This window comes from Gammaproteobacteria bacterium, from assembly GCA_009838035.1.
Lineage (GTDB): Bacteria > Pseudomonadota > Gammaproteobacteria > Steroidobacterales > Foliamicaceae > Foliamicus.
Window position 1 is genome coordinate 415,745 of the sequence record VXSK01000002.1, and the last position, 14,999, is coordinate 430,743.

A 14,999-nucleotide genomic window follows, 5' to 3' on the forward strand; every position below is an offset into this window, starting at 1 on the left:
TCACGCTACGGGCCGCGCCGCAGTCAATGCGCCTGGGTGCGATTGGATAACGTACACGACCTAACAGGTTGCAATGAAAAGTCGGCATAATCCAACCGCAAGTGGTTTTGGCGCGAATCTCCTGCCCGACGGTTGGGCGTAATGCTGGCGGAACGCGCGTTCAGCGACCGCCGGCGCGCAATTGGTTGAATCATTGGGCGAATCCATGCCGTTAATCGAGCTCAGCAGCGTAAGCCGTTCCTTCGAAGGCGAAGGCGGCGTCCGCATCGAGGCGCTGCAGGACGTCTCGCTGCAGATCGACGCGGGCGAGTTCGTATGCATCACCGGTCCGTCGGGAGCCGGCAAGTCAACCTTGATGCACCTTCTGGGGTGTCTGGATCGGCCTACCAGCGGGTCGTACCGGCTGGCTGGACGTGAAATCGGGAATCTGGGGCACGACGGGAGAGCCTGGCTGCGCCGGCGAATGTTCGGGTTCGTATTTCAGGGCTACAACCTGATCGAATCCGGAAGTGCGTTGGAGAACGTAGAGCTTCCCGGCATGTATGGGGGACTGCCCCGGAAGGCGCGAGGCGAAAGAGCCGGGGGGTTACTCGCCAGGCTCGGCCTTGCCGACCGCGCTGCCCAATCGCCCGCGGAATTCTCCGGCGGCGAGCAGCAGCGCGTGGCAATCGCCCGCGCGCTGATGAACGGCGGCCGAATCATTCTGGCGGACGAGCCGACAGGAGCGCTTGACAAACCGACCGGCGAAGAAGTCCTGCGCACGTTGGAGAACCTTGCTGAGAACGGTCATACGGTCGTGATCGTTTCGCACAACCCGGATATTGCCGCGCGTGCCGACAGACGCATCGAGTTGCGGGACGGACGCCTTGTTCACGACTCCGGCGCCGCGAAGGTGAGCGCGCGCAGTCCAGGCGATGGATTAGCGGCCGCGGAAACCTCAAAGCGAACGATTTCGCAAATCCGGGAAATGGCTGCGGAGGGATGGAAAACTCTTCGTGCCAGCGTGGTTCGGGGGGCGCGGCTCCGAACCGCGATGTCCCTGTTCGGTATTTTGCTGGCGGTGTGGTTGGGGGCCATGACGCTTGGCGTATCGGAGGGAGTCTTCCGGGAATATGTCGTACGCGTGAGTTCAATGGGGCTCGACATGATCTGGGTTCTTCCAGAATTTAATGCAAGACCCAGACAAACCAAGAATTTTGAAGGACTTACGGAGGCTGACGTGCAAGCCATCAAGGAGCAGATTCCGAACATTCGTGCCGTATCACCGCAGTCGTTTGAAGTTGGCAAGATCGTTCGCCGCGGAGAGATGAGCGAAAAGCTGAATGTTTCGGGGTATGTGGACCTGGGTAAGAAAGAAGGCCGCGGACCCAGCGAGGATCGCATCGATCTGGGCGATTTCGTTACCACGGAGGACGACGAGAACGTGGCGCTGGTGGCGGTTCTGGGCTCGGTAGCCCGCGAAAGGCTGTTCCTGCCAGACGAGGATCCCATCGGCAAGGAGATTCTTATTGAGAACGTCCCGTTTCGGGTCAAGGGCGTGCTGAAACGTAACACCGGCTTGCACCAGGAAACACTGTCTGGCGAAACAGCGACGTACGAAGACTTTGCGAACAGTGGCATCAATGTGCCTTACAAGACTGCAATTACATTCCTGTTTGAATCGGACAAGCCACGCTACATATTCGTGTATATGCAGGATCCCGATCAGGTTTTCGAGACTGCCGGCGCCATACGGGATCTTGGCATTCGTCGCCATGGCGAGGATGCCTTCGCGGTGCGCTTTGTTGCCGATGACATTGCGGCCGCCAAGCGGGCACGCGCACAGTTCCGGATTTTTCTCGGGGCAATTGCCGTCGCTCCACTGCTGGCAGGAGTCATCAGCGTGATGTTCATCATGTTGCTGGCCGTGCGCAGGCGCAGGCGTGAGATCGGAATCCGCATGGCCATAGGCGCGCGCCGTCGGGACATTTTGCGGCAATTCCTGAGCGAAGGCATGGTCCTTACCGTAGCCGGCGGTTTGCTGGGCGTTGTTGCGGCGCTGGCGACCATCCCGCTCGCGCGGGTCGTCGACCTGCCCCTGATCCTGTCGCCCTGGTTTTTCGTCATTCCGTTTGCCGGCTCGCTGCTGGCCGGGCTGGTTTTGGGGACAATTCCGGCGCGGCGGGCGGCCAGGCTCGATCCGGTAGAGGCCCTGGCGTCCGACTGACGAGCGGCGCAGAGATTGGTGATTCCGATGGGTCGATGGCCATGCCGTTAATCGAACTGAGCAGCGTAAGCCGGTCCTTCGAAGGGGAAGGCGGCGCCCGTGTCGACGCGTTGCATGAGATTTCGCTGCAGATCAATGCAGGCGAATTCATCTGCATCACCGGGCCTTCGGGTTCGGGCAAGACCACGCTGTTGAACGTCCTGGGATGCCTCGACAGCCCCACGAGCGGCTCGTATCGCTTCGCGGGCCGCGAGGTGGGCGCGCTGGGGCCGGATGCACTCGCCTGGATTCGGCGCGAGGCCTTCGGCTTCGTTTTCCAGTCCTACAATCTCCTGGAGGGGTCCAGCGCCATCGAAAACGTCGCGCTGCCGGGGGTGTATGCGGGGACGCCGCGCCGTGCGCTCCGGGAGCGTGCGGCGGACCTGCTGGCCGGGGCCGGGCTTGCGGATCGCGCCCTGCATGCGCCGTCCGAGCTGTCGGGCGGCGAGCAGCAGCGCGTGGCGATCGCCCGCGCATTGATGAACGGCGGCCGCGTGATCCTGGCCGACGAGCCTACCGGCGCTCTGGATCAGGCGAACAGCAAGCGCACTATTGACGAGTTGGAGACGCTCGCGCGCCGCGGCCACACCGTGGTCATTGCTTCGCACAGCAGGGAAATAGCCGAACTTGCGGACCGCGGGATCGAGTTGCGGGACGGCCGCGTCGTCAATGACTCGGGGCGGGCCGCAGCGCCCGCGCAACGAAGCGGCGAATCGGAGGATTCCCGAACTTTCCTGCCAACCCGCGAGCGATCGGCGGGTGGACCAGGCGGCGGCAAGCTGATACACGCACTCGCCGATGCGTTTGGCATGCTGCGAGCCGACTTCCTTCGGCGGAAACGGCTGCAGGCGTCAATGAGCCTTACCGGTGTGGCCGTTGCTGTGTGGTGGCTGCTCACTCTGAGCTCGGTCATTGACGGCGTCACGCAGGAGGGAATGCGGATGATCGGCACGCAGGACGCCGACAAGATGACGCTCATGGGTCACGACCTGATCGACGGCCCGCCGCCGCTTCGCCTGACGCTGAACGACGCAAAGACAATCGAGGAGAGCATCGCAAACGTACGTCTCGCGATTCCCTTGATAGCCCAGCCGGGCGCTGTTATACGGAACGGCTCGTTCAGCATGCAGGCTACTGTTGCCTCATATAGGCCGCCCGGCGGGGAATATGAAGGCGCCGCCGCCGCTCTTGAAGTCACCCAGGGCAGCCCGATTACCGAAATGGATAATGAGCGGTCGGAATCGGTGGCCCTGATCGGGCCAGGTGTCCGCAGGCAACTGTTCCCCGCCGAGCAAGACCCGATTGGCAGGCATGTGACGATCAATGGACTCCCCTTCCGCGTCGAGGGCGTGGCGAGGCCCCAGGGGCTGAGCGTCATTTCGTCGTCTGATGACCCTGAAGTCCTGGAAAGTTTGCGCGCGTTTTATGAGGATTTCGTCGATGTGCCTGTGCAGACTGCCATAAATCACTTTTTGGAAGGCGACCGCATCAGGATTGTTGAATTCTGGGTGGACGATCCGGGGATTATTGACGAGACCGCGCAAGCCATTGGCGACCTGCTGATCCGCCGCCACGGTCAGGTCGCATTCCTGCTGGAATACAGCGCCAAGCAACTGGATGAAATGACGAGGGCGAATCGTCTGATCATGGCATTTGGTTATTCCATCGGCGGGATCGCTCTGCTGGGCAGCGGGCTGGGAGTGATGTCCGTGATGCTGATGTCGGTGAGCGGGCGCCGGCGCGAGATCGGCTTGCGCATGGCGGTAGGCGCTCGCCGGTCGGATATCCGCAGGCAGTTCCTGCTGGAGTCCGCCGCCGTAGTGGCCACCGGGGGACTGCTGGGACTCGCGGCCTCCTGGGCTTGCCTTGCCGCGCTGGCCTGGCTGGGCCCCGCCGAATTCAGCCAACTGAGCCTGTCCGCAATGCTGGCCGGCTGGCCGGCGCTTGCGGTGCTGGTTGCGGTGGTGGGCTCGGGGCTGCTGTTCGGAGTGCTGCCGGCCCGACGCGCCGCCGCCACCGCGCCTGCCGAGGCTCTGGCAGCGGACTGACGATTGCATCTTCGAATTCAGCCTGGCTCGTGCTGTACCGGGCCGAGCCGGTAGTTTGATAGACTGCGACGCCGTGAGTTTCGATGACGAACTGGACCGCGCGCTCAAGGAGAGTGAGTCCGTACGCGCCTGGTGGAAACGCCCGTGGCTGTGGATCGGCGTCGCGATCCTGCTGATTGGCGGCGGGCACCTGCTTTTTTCCGACGGAGAAAACGGTTCGTCTTCGGCCGCGGATGGTGCGCCCGTCACCACGACCGTGGGATTCCGCAGCATCGCGGACGTGGTGGCGGCTTCCGGGCGCCTACGCCCTATCCAGGTCGTGGAAGTGGGCGCGCAGGTATCGGGGCAACTCAAGAAACTGCATGTGCGGGCGGGCGACACCGTATCGCAGGGCGATGTCGTCGCCGAGATTGATGCCACGATCCAGATGAATGTCGTTACGGCACAGCGTGCCGCACTCGAGGCTCTGGAGGCGCGCCTGCCTTCCACCAACTCCTTCATCGAACTGGCCGAAGCTGGGCTGGCGCGACAGGAGCGGCTGATGGAGGCGCAAGCGACAAACCAGGTCGCCCTGGATGAGGCGCGAAATTCCCTGATCTCCGCGCGTTCCGGCCTGATTCAACTGGAGTCACAAATCGAATCGCAGAAGGCCGTCGTCGCCAGCGAAGAGGCGAAACTGAACTACAGCACGATCTACGCGCCGGTTTCGGGGGTGGTGGTTGCGGTGGATATCACGGAAGGACAGACGCTGAACGCGGCACAGACGACCCCGGTCCTGCTTCAGATCGCCGATCTGTCCAGAATGACGGTCGAGGCGCAGGTCGCGGAGGCCAACGTCGGCAAGCTCTCGGTGGGCTCCGGCGTTTCGTTCAATACGCTGGGCGGCGGTGCCAGGAGCTGGCGCGGCGTGCTGCAGCGCATCGTTCCCAGGGCCTCGGAGAATTCCAGCGTGGTGAGCTACACCGCGGTGTTCGAGGTGGACAACGCCGATGGCGCCCTGCTGCCCGGCATGACGGCGCAGGTGTTCTTCGAACTGTCCGAACCGCGCGAGGTGCTGGCCGTGCCGGTGAGCCTGCTGCGCGAGTTTGGGGACTCGCTGCCCGGCGGCGCCCGGACGGCGCGCGTCCGGTTGCTGTCGGACGGGGGCGGCATTGAGGTTCGAGAAATCACGGTGGGCGAGATCGGCAGCACGCATGCGGAGGTACTGGAGGGTCTCAAGGAAGGCGATCGAGTCGTCTCGCCGGGTTCGCAGCAGAGCGAATGAACGCCGAACCGCCGCTGATCGAGCTTGCGGGCATCGGACGGCGTTACAAGGGGAAACGCGGCGCGCCGGTAATTGCGCTGCGGGACGTGTCGCTCCGGCTGCATGCCGGGGAATTCGTCTGCATCACGGGCCCCTCGGGTTCGGGCAAGACGACCCTGATGAATATCCTGGGCTGCCTGGATCAGCCCAACGCCGGGATCTATCGATTTCTCGGGCGTGAAGTTCAGCAACTGAGTCCGGACGGCCTGGCGTGGCTGCGCCGCAAGGCGTTCGGGTTCGTATTTCAGAACTATAACCTCCTGGGTTCCGCCACGGCCCGCGAGAACGTGGAGATGCCGGGAACTTACGCGGGGCTCGCGCTGGCTCCGCGTCGCAATCGCGCCCTCAAGCTGTTGTCCGGCCTGGGGTTGGCCAAACGCACCGGACACCGTCCTGCGGCTCTGTCCGGCGGCGAGCAGCAGCGCGTTTCGATCGCGCGCGCGCTGATGAACGGCGGTCGCGTAATCCTCGCCGACGAGCCCACGGGCGCGCTGGACAGCGTGAACGGCGAGCAGGTGCTGGGCCTGCTGGAGGAACTCGCAACCCGGGGACACACCATCGTCCTGGTGACGCACAACCCGGAGATTGCCGCCCGGGCCGGCCGCCGGATTGAATTGCGCGACGGGCAAGTGATAGTGGACACGGGACCGTCAATCAATCAGCGGAGCATTCCCCTGGCCGATGAAACACCCGGCGAGCGTCAGCCCGTAATGGGGGTCGCGACCCGACTGCTCCAGGCGCTTCGCTCGGGCTTGACTTCGCTGCGGGCCAACCTGCTGGGAACCCGAAAAATGCGCGCGATGCTGAGCGTTTTCAGCATTCTCCTTGGCGTGTGGGCCGTGGTGACCATGCTGAGCATCGCCGAAGGCGTGTTTCGCGATACGCTGGAACAGGTCGGCCGCCTGGGTGCGGACCGTATCGAGGTTTCTCCCGATTGGAGCGAAGGCGAGCCCTCTGTCGCGCTGACGATAGAGGACGCCCAAGCCATCGCGCAGAGTATCGGCAACGTAAGGCGGGTGGTGCCGTCCCTGACGCAACGGCTCACGATTCGCTATGGATCCGAATACCTTGATTCCAACGTGGAGAGTTACGCGGCATTCGTCCCCGGGTCCGGGATTGACGGCGATGCGCCGGCGGTAGAGCGCGGTCTGTTTCTGTCCCCACGCAACAACGAAAACCGCGACCAGGTTGCGGTCATCGGATGGGGCGTCGCCGACAATCTCTTTGCAGCCGGCGAGGACCCGCTCGGCACGCACGTAATGATCGGCGACTGGCCGTTCCGGGTCGTCGGCGTACTGGCCGGACGGGAAGCATTCGCCGACGCGCCGGATTGGTTGACTGACCACGAAGGCCGGCGCACCATCATTCCTTTCGATACCGGCGCCGCACTGCTGCACGGTAACCGCAATCCCAGTTCCCTGAACGTGTTCATGCAGGACCCCCTGCAAGTCAACGCAACCGATCGGGCCATACGCGAACTCCTGATCGGACGGCATGGCAATGAAGGATTCCGCATCGCCTTCATGGGTGCCCGGATCGAGCAGGTCGGCGAAATGAGAACGATGCTCTGGCTGGGCCTGGGGTCCATTGGCGGCATTGCGCTGCTGGCCGGGGGCATGGGCGTGATGGCCATCATGCTCATGGCGGTCACCGAACGCACCCGCGAAATCGGCATCCGCATGGCCGTGGGCGCGCGCCGCAGGGACATTACGCAACAATTCGTGATCGAGGCCATCGCATTGGCCTCGTTGGGCGGCTTGCTGGGGCTCTGCGCGAGCATGGCGACCAGCCCGCTGGTGCAGTCGTTCGAGCTTCCGGTCGCGTTCTCGCCGTGGATCGTGATCGCCGCGTTGGTCTGCGCTGTCGGAACCGGACTCGTGTTCGGTATCGTGCCGGCCCGCCGCGCCGCCCGCCTCGACCCGGTAACGGCGTTAGCTACGCGAGGGTAAGCCGTTCAAGGCACTCGAAAGCACTACCGCTAATCGGATGCCAGGGCGGCGACAGGGTGCAGTTTCGCTGCGCGGCGTGCCGGTACGATGCCGAACAGTGCGCCTGCGACCAACGCGCAGACGGTCGGAAGAACGAAGAACGCCAGCGAAGCCTCTATAACCACATCAAGGCGCTCAAGGATCGAAACGCCCGCCAGGGCAAAGAGCGCGCCGATCACCGCGCCAACCGCGCTCATTACGATGGCCTCGCAGAAGAATTGGCGAAGGATATCGGCGCGGCGCGCACCGACGGCCATCCGGATACCGATCTCCCGACGGCGGGTGCGTACGGAAAGCAGCATGATATTCATCACGCTGAGACTGCCGGCCAGCAGCATGCACCCGGCAATCGATCCCACAACGAACCACAATTGCGCCCGTGCCTTCCTGGCTATCCGGACCTCCCTTCCCACGTGATTCAGGACCAGTGTGTCACCGCCGCGACGACGAATGCCGAGATCCCGAATGGCCTCGGCCGTCTCGAAAAGGCGATCGAAATCCTCAAGATAAACAATGATTTCATCAACGTCATCCCTGCTGGTAAGTAAGGCGGAAGCGGTCCGGAAGGGAACGACGATTCCATAGTCAACAAGGTCCGTATTCGCGAATACGCGCCGCTCGTATGTTCCCTTTACACGAAAGGGTATTCCTTCAATGAGAACCTGCTGTCCCAGGGGATTCGTCTCCGCCGCAAACATCCGCTCGCGAATTTGCGATTCCAGGACGGCAACGCGCTCCATATTCTCGTCTTCCCGATCGGTGATGTGCTCACCTGTCTCCAGACGGTACTCCAGAGGTCCTCGGTCGGACCTTTTCCCCCGGTCGACGTAGCCTGTTACCAGGAGCCGCATGGTGATCTCGCCATGTCGAGCCGTAACGGGGAACAGGTAAATTGCCGGGGATACCGCCCGAACGTTGGGCACCTCGTCGTGTATCGCGCGCGCGAGTTCCTGGGTAAGAGGCATGTAATCCGCAGATACTCCTGACTCGTCACCGCTGCTGCCTGGCAGGGAGCGGGGCGGACGTTTTGCAAAGACACGGATAGTCTCCAGCCCCATCAGCTTGACGCTTGCAATGGTTTCTCGATAGGTACCTTCACCAACACTCAAGACCAATGCGCCTGAAGCTACGGCAATCATAATGGCCGCGACCGTCAACGCCGTTCGCAGTCGCGCTCCGCGTCCGAGAAACCGCCGCAACGCACTTTGACTGTCGTGAATGAATTGAGACGGGCGCGACATCGCGGCCGTTCCCCGCCCTTCGGTCATGAATTCGTCATTCGCCACGCCAGCCGCCATGCCGGCTGGCCCCGTATCGGCCACGACGTGGCCATCGCGTAACTCGATATGCCGGTCGGCCCGGGCAGCGACTTCCGGGTTGTGCGTCACGAGGATTACCGTGTGACCCGCCCTGGCCAGCGCCTCCAGCGATTCGAGCACTTGCTCACCGTTTTGCTTGTCCAGCGCCCCGGTCGGTTCGTCGGCCAGGATCACACGGCCGCCGTTCATCAGTGCGCGCGCGACGGCGACCCGTTGCTGCTCGCCACCCGAGAGTTCGGAAGGCAGATGGCTCGAGCGACCCGCCAACCCAAGCTGCACCAGCAACTGCGTCGCCCTGTTTCGCCGTTGTGCTCGAGGCAGGCGCGCATACACGCCGGGCAACTCCACATTCTCGGCTGCGTTGGATCCATCGATCAGGTTGTAGCTCTGGAACACAAAGCCGAAAACCCGCCTGCGCAACATGGCCAGACCGTCAGCGTTCAACGTTGTGACTTCCTTGCCGACAAGCCGGTACGATCCCTTGCCGGGACGATCGAGACAGCCCAGGATGTTAAGTAGAGTTGATTTGCCCGACCCGGAAGGGCCGGAAATGGCCACGAACTCTCCGGGAGCAATCGTCAGGGAGATTTCTTTCAGCGCCTCTACGGATAGGCCCGCGTCACCCTTGAACGTTCGGCCTATGCCCTCAAGTGTGATCATGGAGGCGATTCAATAAAACAAATACGGCGGTTCCAGATTATTGCAGAAGAAACAGCGACAGGCCGGGCCAGAACGAGACCGTGATGAGCGCCAGCAGCATCAATGCAAGGAACGGCAGCACCGCCCGGCATATCTCGCCGAACGATTCGTTGAACGCGGTCATGGCCACAATGAGGTTCAGGCCCATGGGCGGGGTCAGGTAGCCCATCTCCAGGTTCACGACCATCACCACGCCGAAATGCACGGCGTCCATGCCCTGGGCCACGGCGATGGGCTGCAGCAGCGGCGACAGGATCAGGATGGCCGAGCCGATGTCCATGAAGCACCCCACCAGCAGCAGGAAGGCGTTCATCAGGAGGATGAAACCGGGAAGCGAGTCAATGCGCGTCGTGAGCCATTCCACGGCCATGTCCGGAACCTGCTCGTAGGTCAGGAAGACGTTCAGCGCCAGCGCCATCATCAGGACCGGAAACAGCGATCCCATCAGGCGCGTCGTGGTGGTAAAGACCTCGACGACATCCTTGAAACGCATTTCGCGGTGAATCACGATTTCCACGAAAAAGCCGTAAACCACGGCGATGGATGCGGACTCCGTCGCGGTAAAAATCCCGCTGTAGATGCCGCCCAGAATGATGACGGGCATCAGCAGCGACCAGATCCCCTCCTTGAGCGCAGCCGCGATTTCGGCAAGGCGCCATCCGCCCAGCCGGAAGCGCCAGTTGCGGACGATCGCGTAGGCGCTCATGCAGCCGGTCAATAGCAGGGCGGGCCCGATGCCGGCAATGAAAAGCTCGGAAATCGAAGTCTGCGTCATGACGCCATACAGAATGAGCGGAATGCTGGGTGGCACCACGATCCCCAGGGTCGCGGCGGCGCACAGTGCGCCCAGCGAGAAGCGCTTGCTGTAGCCGGCCTCCAGCAGGGCGGGATACATCACCGCGCCCACCGCCAGCAGGGTCACGGTGCCGGAACCGGTCACCGCCGCGAACATCGCGCAGGACAGCACCGTCGCGGTAGCAAGCCCGCCGGGGGTTGGCGCGGAAAGCGCGCGCGCCCGGCGGATAAGGCGGGTTGCGATCGCGCCCCGGGGCCTGACCGCACCCGCCAACAGGTACATCGGGATCGACAGCAGCACGTCGCGATTGAGACCGTCCCAGCCGTCGTTGATGATGTTCTGGATCTGCCCGTCGCCCCAGAACCAATAGGCCAACCCGCAGGCGACACCCAGCACTACCAGCAGGTTCTGCCGCAGCGCCAGCAGCACGAGCGCCGCGGCAAGAATGCTCAAAGCGCCGATCACGTTTTCAACTCCGTTTGCGAATCGGCCAGCGCGCCCTGCTCCGGCGGCTTGAGGTCGGGCCACAGCGCGAAAAGACTGTGGCGCAGGGTGGCAAGCACAAAGACCAGCGGAATCACGCCCTGGATCGGCCACACGATGATGCGCAGGACCACGGAACGCACGTCCAGCAGGTAGGTCTCGCGGACAAGGTCGAACGCGACCACGGCGAAGACGATGCAGAAGAGCGTCATCAGGACTTCGCTGAAATGATCGAGAAACGGCCCCCAGGACTTCGGAAGCCAGCCGTCGGCAAACCGGGGCCGTAGATGCGAGTTGGCGGCGGAGGCCAGCCCGATGCCGAACATCACCTTGATGATGTTCGCGTACACGCCGATCTGCCGCGCCCAGTACAAGCCGGATCCGCTGATCTCGCGGATCACCACGTCGCTGAAAATCACCACCACGAGCAGGGCGAAAGCGGCGATCGCAATGGCCCGCTCCACCTGGTACAGGGCGGCAAGCATGCGCCGCGCCGTCTCCTTCACCGCAAACCCCTCCCGCTCACTGGCGACGCGCGAACCACTACTTCAGATCAGGCACGCAAATGAAATTGAGGACGCAAATCCGCGGGTTCCCTCAGCGGCCGCGGATGGCGCGCACTTCCTCGGGACCGGGTCCCGATACCCGGCGCATGTGATATTCGTAGGTGTCCTGCCTGCGGCCTGCAAAATGCGGCACACGGTAAAGGGCCGACATGCCTTCCAGAATGCGCGAGATCCGGATCGGTCCAACGTCCATCGTTTCGAAGCCGAGGTCCGTTACCAGGTCCATCACCCATTGCTTGGAAGCCTCGTCGTTGCCGGCTACCGGTACGGTAACCGGACCATTGGCTCGCGCCGGATCGAGCACGATGTGAAAACCAACGGTGTTGAACGCCTTGACCACGCGCGCGTCGGGCGCCAAGCCCTGCACCGTTTCGCCGTAGGACGTATCACTCAACGGCTGCGGCAATCCATCCGGCCCCTCCTCGACCGCATTGCCGACGTCGATGACCAGCTTGCCGGCCAGACTCGGGCGCAGCCGCTGCACCACGTCTTCCGCGGCGAACCAGGGAACCGCCAGAATGACGATTTCGCCTTCGGCGGCGGCTTCCTCCTGAGTCTTCGCGCTGGCTTCGCCCGGCGTACGGGCGAGCAGCCGCTGAATGCGTTCGCTGGCCGGGTCGCGCGAACCGTATACGATCGTATGGCCGAGTTCCGCCGCTCGGGGGCCAAGGGACCCGCCCATCATGCCCGTGCCGATCACGGCGATGGTCTCGGCGGCCGCCGGTGAAGCGGCGGTCAGCAGCGCGATCAGCACCAGCGGCAAAGTTCGTTGCTTCATCAGAATCCTCCCAATATCTCCAGGCCCCGGCAACACGCAGTTCCCGTTCGAAAACCGCCCTCGCTCCCCCGGAACACGACCACGGGAAGCGCATCAAGGGGTGAGTACAATGCCCTATTTTGCCCGCACAGGAGAAGCCCTGATGCCAAACACCATGCGCGCCGTCGTTGCCGAAGCGCCCGGCGGCCCCGAATCCCTGCAAATGAAGGAACTGCCCATTCCCTCTCCCGGTGAAGGCCAGGTCCGGATACGGGTCGCCTACGCTCCGCTCAACCCACTGGACACGCACGCGCGGGCCGACCGCATCAAGTGGATGCATCCCGGCTTTCCGTTCGTGCCCGGTTACGAGTACTCGGGAAGAGTGGTGGAAACCGGCGACGGAGTGGACTCCGCGCTCAACGGCAAGCGCGTGGCCGCCAATGGACAGTGGAACGGCAACGGCGAATTCGCCATTGCCCGCGCAGCCGGCCTGGTACCCATTCCGGACCGCTTCGACTACCAGTTGGGATCGACCTTTTCGACCTGCGCACCCACGTCCTGGCACCTCGTGCACTCCGCCGGAAGGGTCCAGCCGGGCCAGACGGTTGTTCTGCACTCCGCGGCCGGCGCGGTCGGCATCATGACCACCCAGATCGCCAAGGACGCCGGCGCCATGGTGATCGGACTGGTCGGCGGCGAGAAGAAGGCCGAATGGGCCAGTCAGTTCGGCGCCGACCACATGCTCGACTACCGCTCCGAGGAATGGCCGGCGCAGGTCAAGGAACTGACCGGCGGACGCGGCGCAGACGTGATCGTCGACGGTGTGCAGGGGCCCAATGCGGCGCGCAACTACGACGCCTGTGCGCCCCTGGGCAACGTGATCTACATCGGCGCGATGGGCGGCATGGCGCCGCCGGCCGATATTTCCCTGATCATCGGCAAGAGCATCAGCGTTACCGGCTTTGTGCAGTTCTTCCACCAGGCCCGCACCCGCCAGGCGGAAGACGCCGAGATCGAGGAGAAGCTGGCTACCGGGCAATGGCGGATTCCGATCGAGCGGGTCGCCGCGCTGGACGAAACGCCCGCAATGCATGCGGCCTTCGAAAACCGCGAACTGTTCGGGCGGACCCTGATCGAGGTCGGCGGAGAGGACGTCTGACCCTCGCCGGCCGAATCACTGCCCCTTTGCTGGCCGCGCTCCTTGCGGCGGCCTGCGGAGACGATGCCGGCCGGGAGGAGGAGGACGGCAGACTTGTCGTCGTGATCGGCGCTTCCGGCGCCATCGACACGCCCTGGCATGACGGCTGGCGGCGTTTTGAGCGCCGCGTCTACGAGGCTGCGTACCCGGGACTGGAGTTGCAGATGTCCGTCAATGGGCAACTCGGAACGGAGGAGACCATTCTGGCGCAGGCGCGGCGCGGACGAATTCAATATGCGGGAACGTCGCTGCACGGGATGTCCAGCGTCATTCCCGAACTCAGCGTGATTCTCTCGCCGTACCTCTTCGAGAGCTATGAAGAGGTGGACTTTGTCACGGACAAATACCTGACGCCCGTATTCACCGAAATGCTGGCCGAACGCGGGATCACCTTCATTCAGTGGAGCGAGGTGGGATGGAACCACATCTACTGCCGCGAGCCACGGATCGAACCGGAGGAATTCCGGGGTGTAAAGATGCGCGCGTCCACGGCCATCGCGCCCCAGGTGTTCACCGGTGCAATCGGCGCCGACAACATCCCCCTGCCGTTCGACGAGACCTTGCCCGCGCTTCAGACCGGCCTGATCGAATGCGGCCAGAGCGGCGCCGGCCAGTACCTGCTTTCCGGCATCGCCGAAGAGGCGCCGCATTACACGCGGACCGGGCACGCCTACGACTCCGGCGTGCAGTTCGCCAACTCGCAATGGTGGGAATCGTTGCCGGAGGAGGTGCGCCAGGTGCTGATGAACGCGCTGGACGGCCAGCAGGAGAACCGCGACATCGTTCGCGAAGTGATTGCCGGGCAGGAGCGCGAATGGCAGGAGGCAGGCCGGGTTACGTTCTACGAACTGAGCGAGGAGCAGGAAGCCCGCTGGCGGGAAGCGGCGGAAGGGTCGCACCAGAGGCTGATCGAGCGCATTGGCGGCCGCGCGCAGGAGATTTACGACCTGATTCTGGTCGGCAAGGCGGACTTTGCGGCCCGCGGGGAGGATGCGGCATGAGCATTCGTGACGAGGTGATGGCGCTCGACATCCCGCCGCTGCGGCGGGACGAACTGGCCGGGGACATGCGCGACTATTTCGCGCTGTGCGAGGAAAAGCTGGGCTTCGTGCCCAACGTGCTGACCGCGCATTCCTTCAGCAGCGAAAAGCTCCGCGTCTTCCGCGAAATCTACGACGAACTGATGCTGGCCGACTCGGGCCTGAGCAAACTGGAGCGCGAAATGATCGCCGTCGTGGTGTCCTCGGCCAATCATTGCCTGTATTGCCTGGTCGCCCACGGCGCGGCGGTGCGCAAGCTTTCGGGCGACCCGCTGCTGGGCGAGGTGCTGGTGATGAACTACCGCGAGGCGGAGATCACGCCGCGCCAGCGGGTCATGCTGGACTTCGCCTGGAAGGCCACGGTCAGCCCGAAGGAAACCGGTGCGGAAGACCGCGCGCGGCTGCGCGACGCGGGCTTCAGCGAGCGGGACATCTGGGACATCGCCAACGTGACCGGCTTCTTCAACTTCAGCAACCGCGTGGCGATGGCCACCGGAATGACCCCCAACCCCGAATACCACGATATGGCGCGCGAACCCGCAGAGGACGGGAAGTAG

General features: G+C 63.6%; 11 protein-coding genes. 7 read left to right on the forward strand and 4 right to left on the reverse strand.

Translation table 11 applies throughout. The features are described 5' to 3' along the window. The first annotated feature begins 205 nt into the window (after nt 1-205). From F4Y72_01870 to F4Y72_01885, 4 genes are read left to right on the forward strand one after another with little or no spacing between them, the layout of a single operon-like run. The gene (locus F4Y72_01870) at nt 206-2,206 is read left to right on the forward strand and encodes an ATP-binding cassette domain-containing protein (protein MXZ27033.1); all 2,001 of its coding nucleotides are present in this window, start codon (nt 206-208) and stop codon (nt 2,204-2,206) included. 35 nt (nt 2,207-2,241) lie between these two features. Next, nucleotides 2,242-4,293 (forward strand): ATP-binding cassette domain-containing protein, encoded by a 2,052-nt coding sequence (locus F4Y72_01875; protein ID MXZ27034.1) that lies wholly within the window; start codon nt 2,242-2,244, stop codon nt 4,291-4,293. After that, nucleotides 4,190-5,557: an efflux RND transporter periplasmic adaptor subunit gene (locus F4Y72_01880; protein MXZ27035.1), complete on the forward strand. Its 1,368-nt coding sequence runs from the start codon at nt 4,190-4,192 to the stop codon at nt 5,555-5,557. Before F4Y72_01875 ends, F4Y72_01880 begins: the two co-directional genes overlap by 104 nt. After that, the gene (locus tag F4Y72_01885; protein ID MXZ27036.1) at nt 5,554-7,545 is read left to right on the forward strand and encodes an ATP-binding cassette domain-containing protein; all 1,992 of its coding nucleotides are present in this window, start codon (nt 5,554-5,556) and stop codon (nt 7,543-7,545) included. Before F4Y72_01880 ends, F4Y72_01885 begins: the two co-directional genes overlap by 4 nt. Nucleotides 7,546-7,574: 29 nt before the next feature. Here F4Y72_01885 and F4Y72_01890 read toward each other — a convergent pair whose 3' ends face one another. The 4 genes from F4Y72_01890 to F4Y72_01905 all read right to left on the reverse strand — a co-directional run bounded on the left by F4Y72_01890 (nt 7,575) and on the right by F4Y72_01905 (nt 12,225). Beyond that, a complete protein-coding gene (locus F4Y72_01890; GenBank protein MXZ27037.1) occupies nt 7,575-9,563 on the reverse strand; it encodes an ATP-binding cassette domain-containing protein in 1,989 nt (662 codons plus the stop codon). Nucleotides 9,564-9,600: 37 nt separating this feature from the next. Continuing rightward, nucleotides 9,601-10,860: a TRAP transporter large permease gene (locus F4Y72_01895; GenBank protein ID MXZ27038.1), complete on the reverse strand. Its 1,260-nt coding sequence runs from the start codon at nt 10,858-10,860 to the stop codon at nt 9,601-9,603. Further along, nucleotides 10,860-11,387, reverse strand: a complete 528-nt coding sequence (locus F4Y72_01900) for a TRAP transporter small permease (protein ID MXZ27039.1) — start codon at nt 11,385-11,387, stop codon at nt 10,860-10,862. The genes F4Y72_01895 and F4Y72_01900 overlap by 1 nt, the downstream gene beginning before the upstream one ends. Before the next feature lie 91 nt (nt 11,388-11,478). Beyond that, nucleotides 11,479-12,225 (reverse strand): NADPH-dependent F420 reductase, encoded by a 747-nt coding sequence (locus F4Y72_01905; protein ID MXZ27040.1) that lies wholly within the window; start codon nt 12,223-12,225, stop codon nt 11,479-11,481. On the opposite strand from F4Y72_01905, the gene F4Y72_01910 reads away from it, so the two are divergent. Genes F4Y72_01910 through F4Y72_01920 form a run of 3 tightly spaced genes read left to right on the forward strand, consistent with a single transcriptional unit; the run spans nt 12,047 to nt 14,999 of the window. Further along, nucleotides 12,047-13,363 (forward strand): zinc-binding alcohol dehydrogenase family protein, encoded by a 1,317-nt coding sequence (locus F4Y72_01910; GenBank protein ID MXZ27041.1) that lies wholly within the window; start codon nt 12,047-12,049, stop codon nt 13,361-13,363. The two genes, F4Y72_01905 and F4Y72_01910, sit on opposite strands and share 179 nt — an antisense overlap. Further along, on the forward strand, nt 13,243-14,403 hold the full coding sequence (locus tag F4Y72_01915; GenBank protein ID MXZ27042.1) for a TRAP transporter substrate-binding protein: 1,161 nt from the start codon (nt 13,243-13,245) through the stop codon (nt 14,401-14,403). The genes F4Y72_01910 and F4Y72_01915 overlap by 121 nt, the downstream gene beginning before the upstream one ends. Then, nucleotides 14,400-14,999, forward strand: a complete 600-nt coding sequence (locus F4Y72_01920; protein ID MXZ27043.1) for a peroxidase-related enzyme — start codon at nt 14,400-14,402, stop codon at nt 14,997-14,999. Before F4Y72_01915 ends, F4Y72_01920 begins: the two co-directional genes overlap by 4 nt.

Bases quoted from the DNA above. Each gene is read 5' to 3' on its own strand.
- F4Y72_01870 (MXZ27033.1), top strand. From the start codon at position 206: ATGCCGTTAATCGAGCTCAGCAGCGTAAGCCGTTCCTTCGAAGGCGAA.
- F4Y72_01875 (MXZ27034.1), top strand. From the start codon at position 2,242: ATGGCCATGCCGTTAATCGAACTGAGCAGCGTAAGCCGGTCCTTCGAA.
- F4Y72_01885 (MXZ27036.1), top strand. From the start codon at position 5,554: ATGAACGCCGAACCGCCGCTGATCGAGCTTGCGGGCATCGGACGGCGT.
- F4Y72_01890 (MXZ27037.1), bottom strand. From the start codon at position 9,563: ATGATCACACTTGAGGGCATAGGCCGAACGTTCAAGGGTGACGCGGGC.
- F4Y72_01910 (MXZ27041.1), top strand. From the start codon at position 12,047: ATGCGTTCGCTGGCCGGGTCGCGCGAACCGTATACGATCGTATGGCCG.
- F4Y72_01905 (MXZ27040.1), bottom strand. From the start codon at position 12,225: ATGAAGCAACGAACTTTGCCGCTGGTGCTGATCGCGCTGCTGACCGCC.
- F4Y72_01915 (MXZ27042.1), top strand. From the start codon at position 13,243: ATGGCGGATTCCGATCGAGCGGGTCGCCGCGCTGGACGAAACGCCCGC.
- F4Y72_01920 (MXZ27043.1), top strand. From the start codon at position 14,400: ATGAGCATTCGTGACGAGGTGATGGCGCTCGACATCCCGCCGCTGCGG.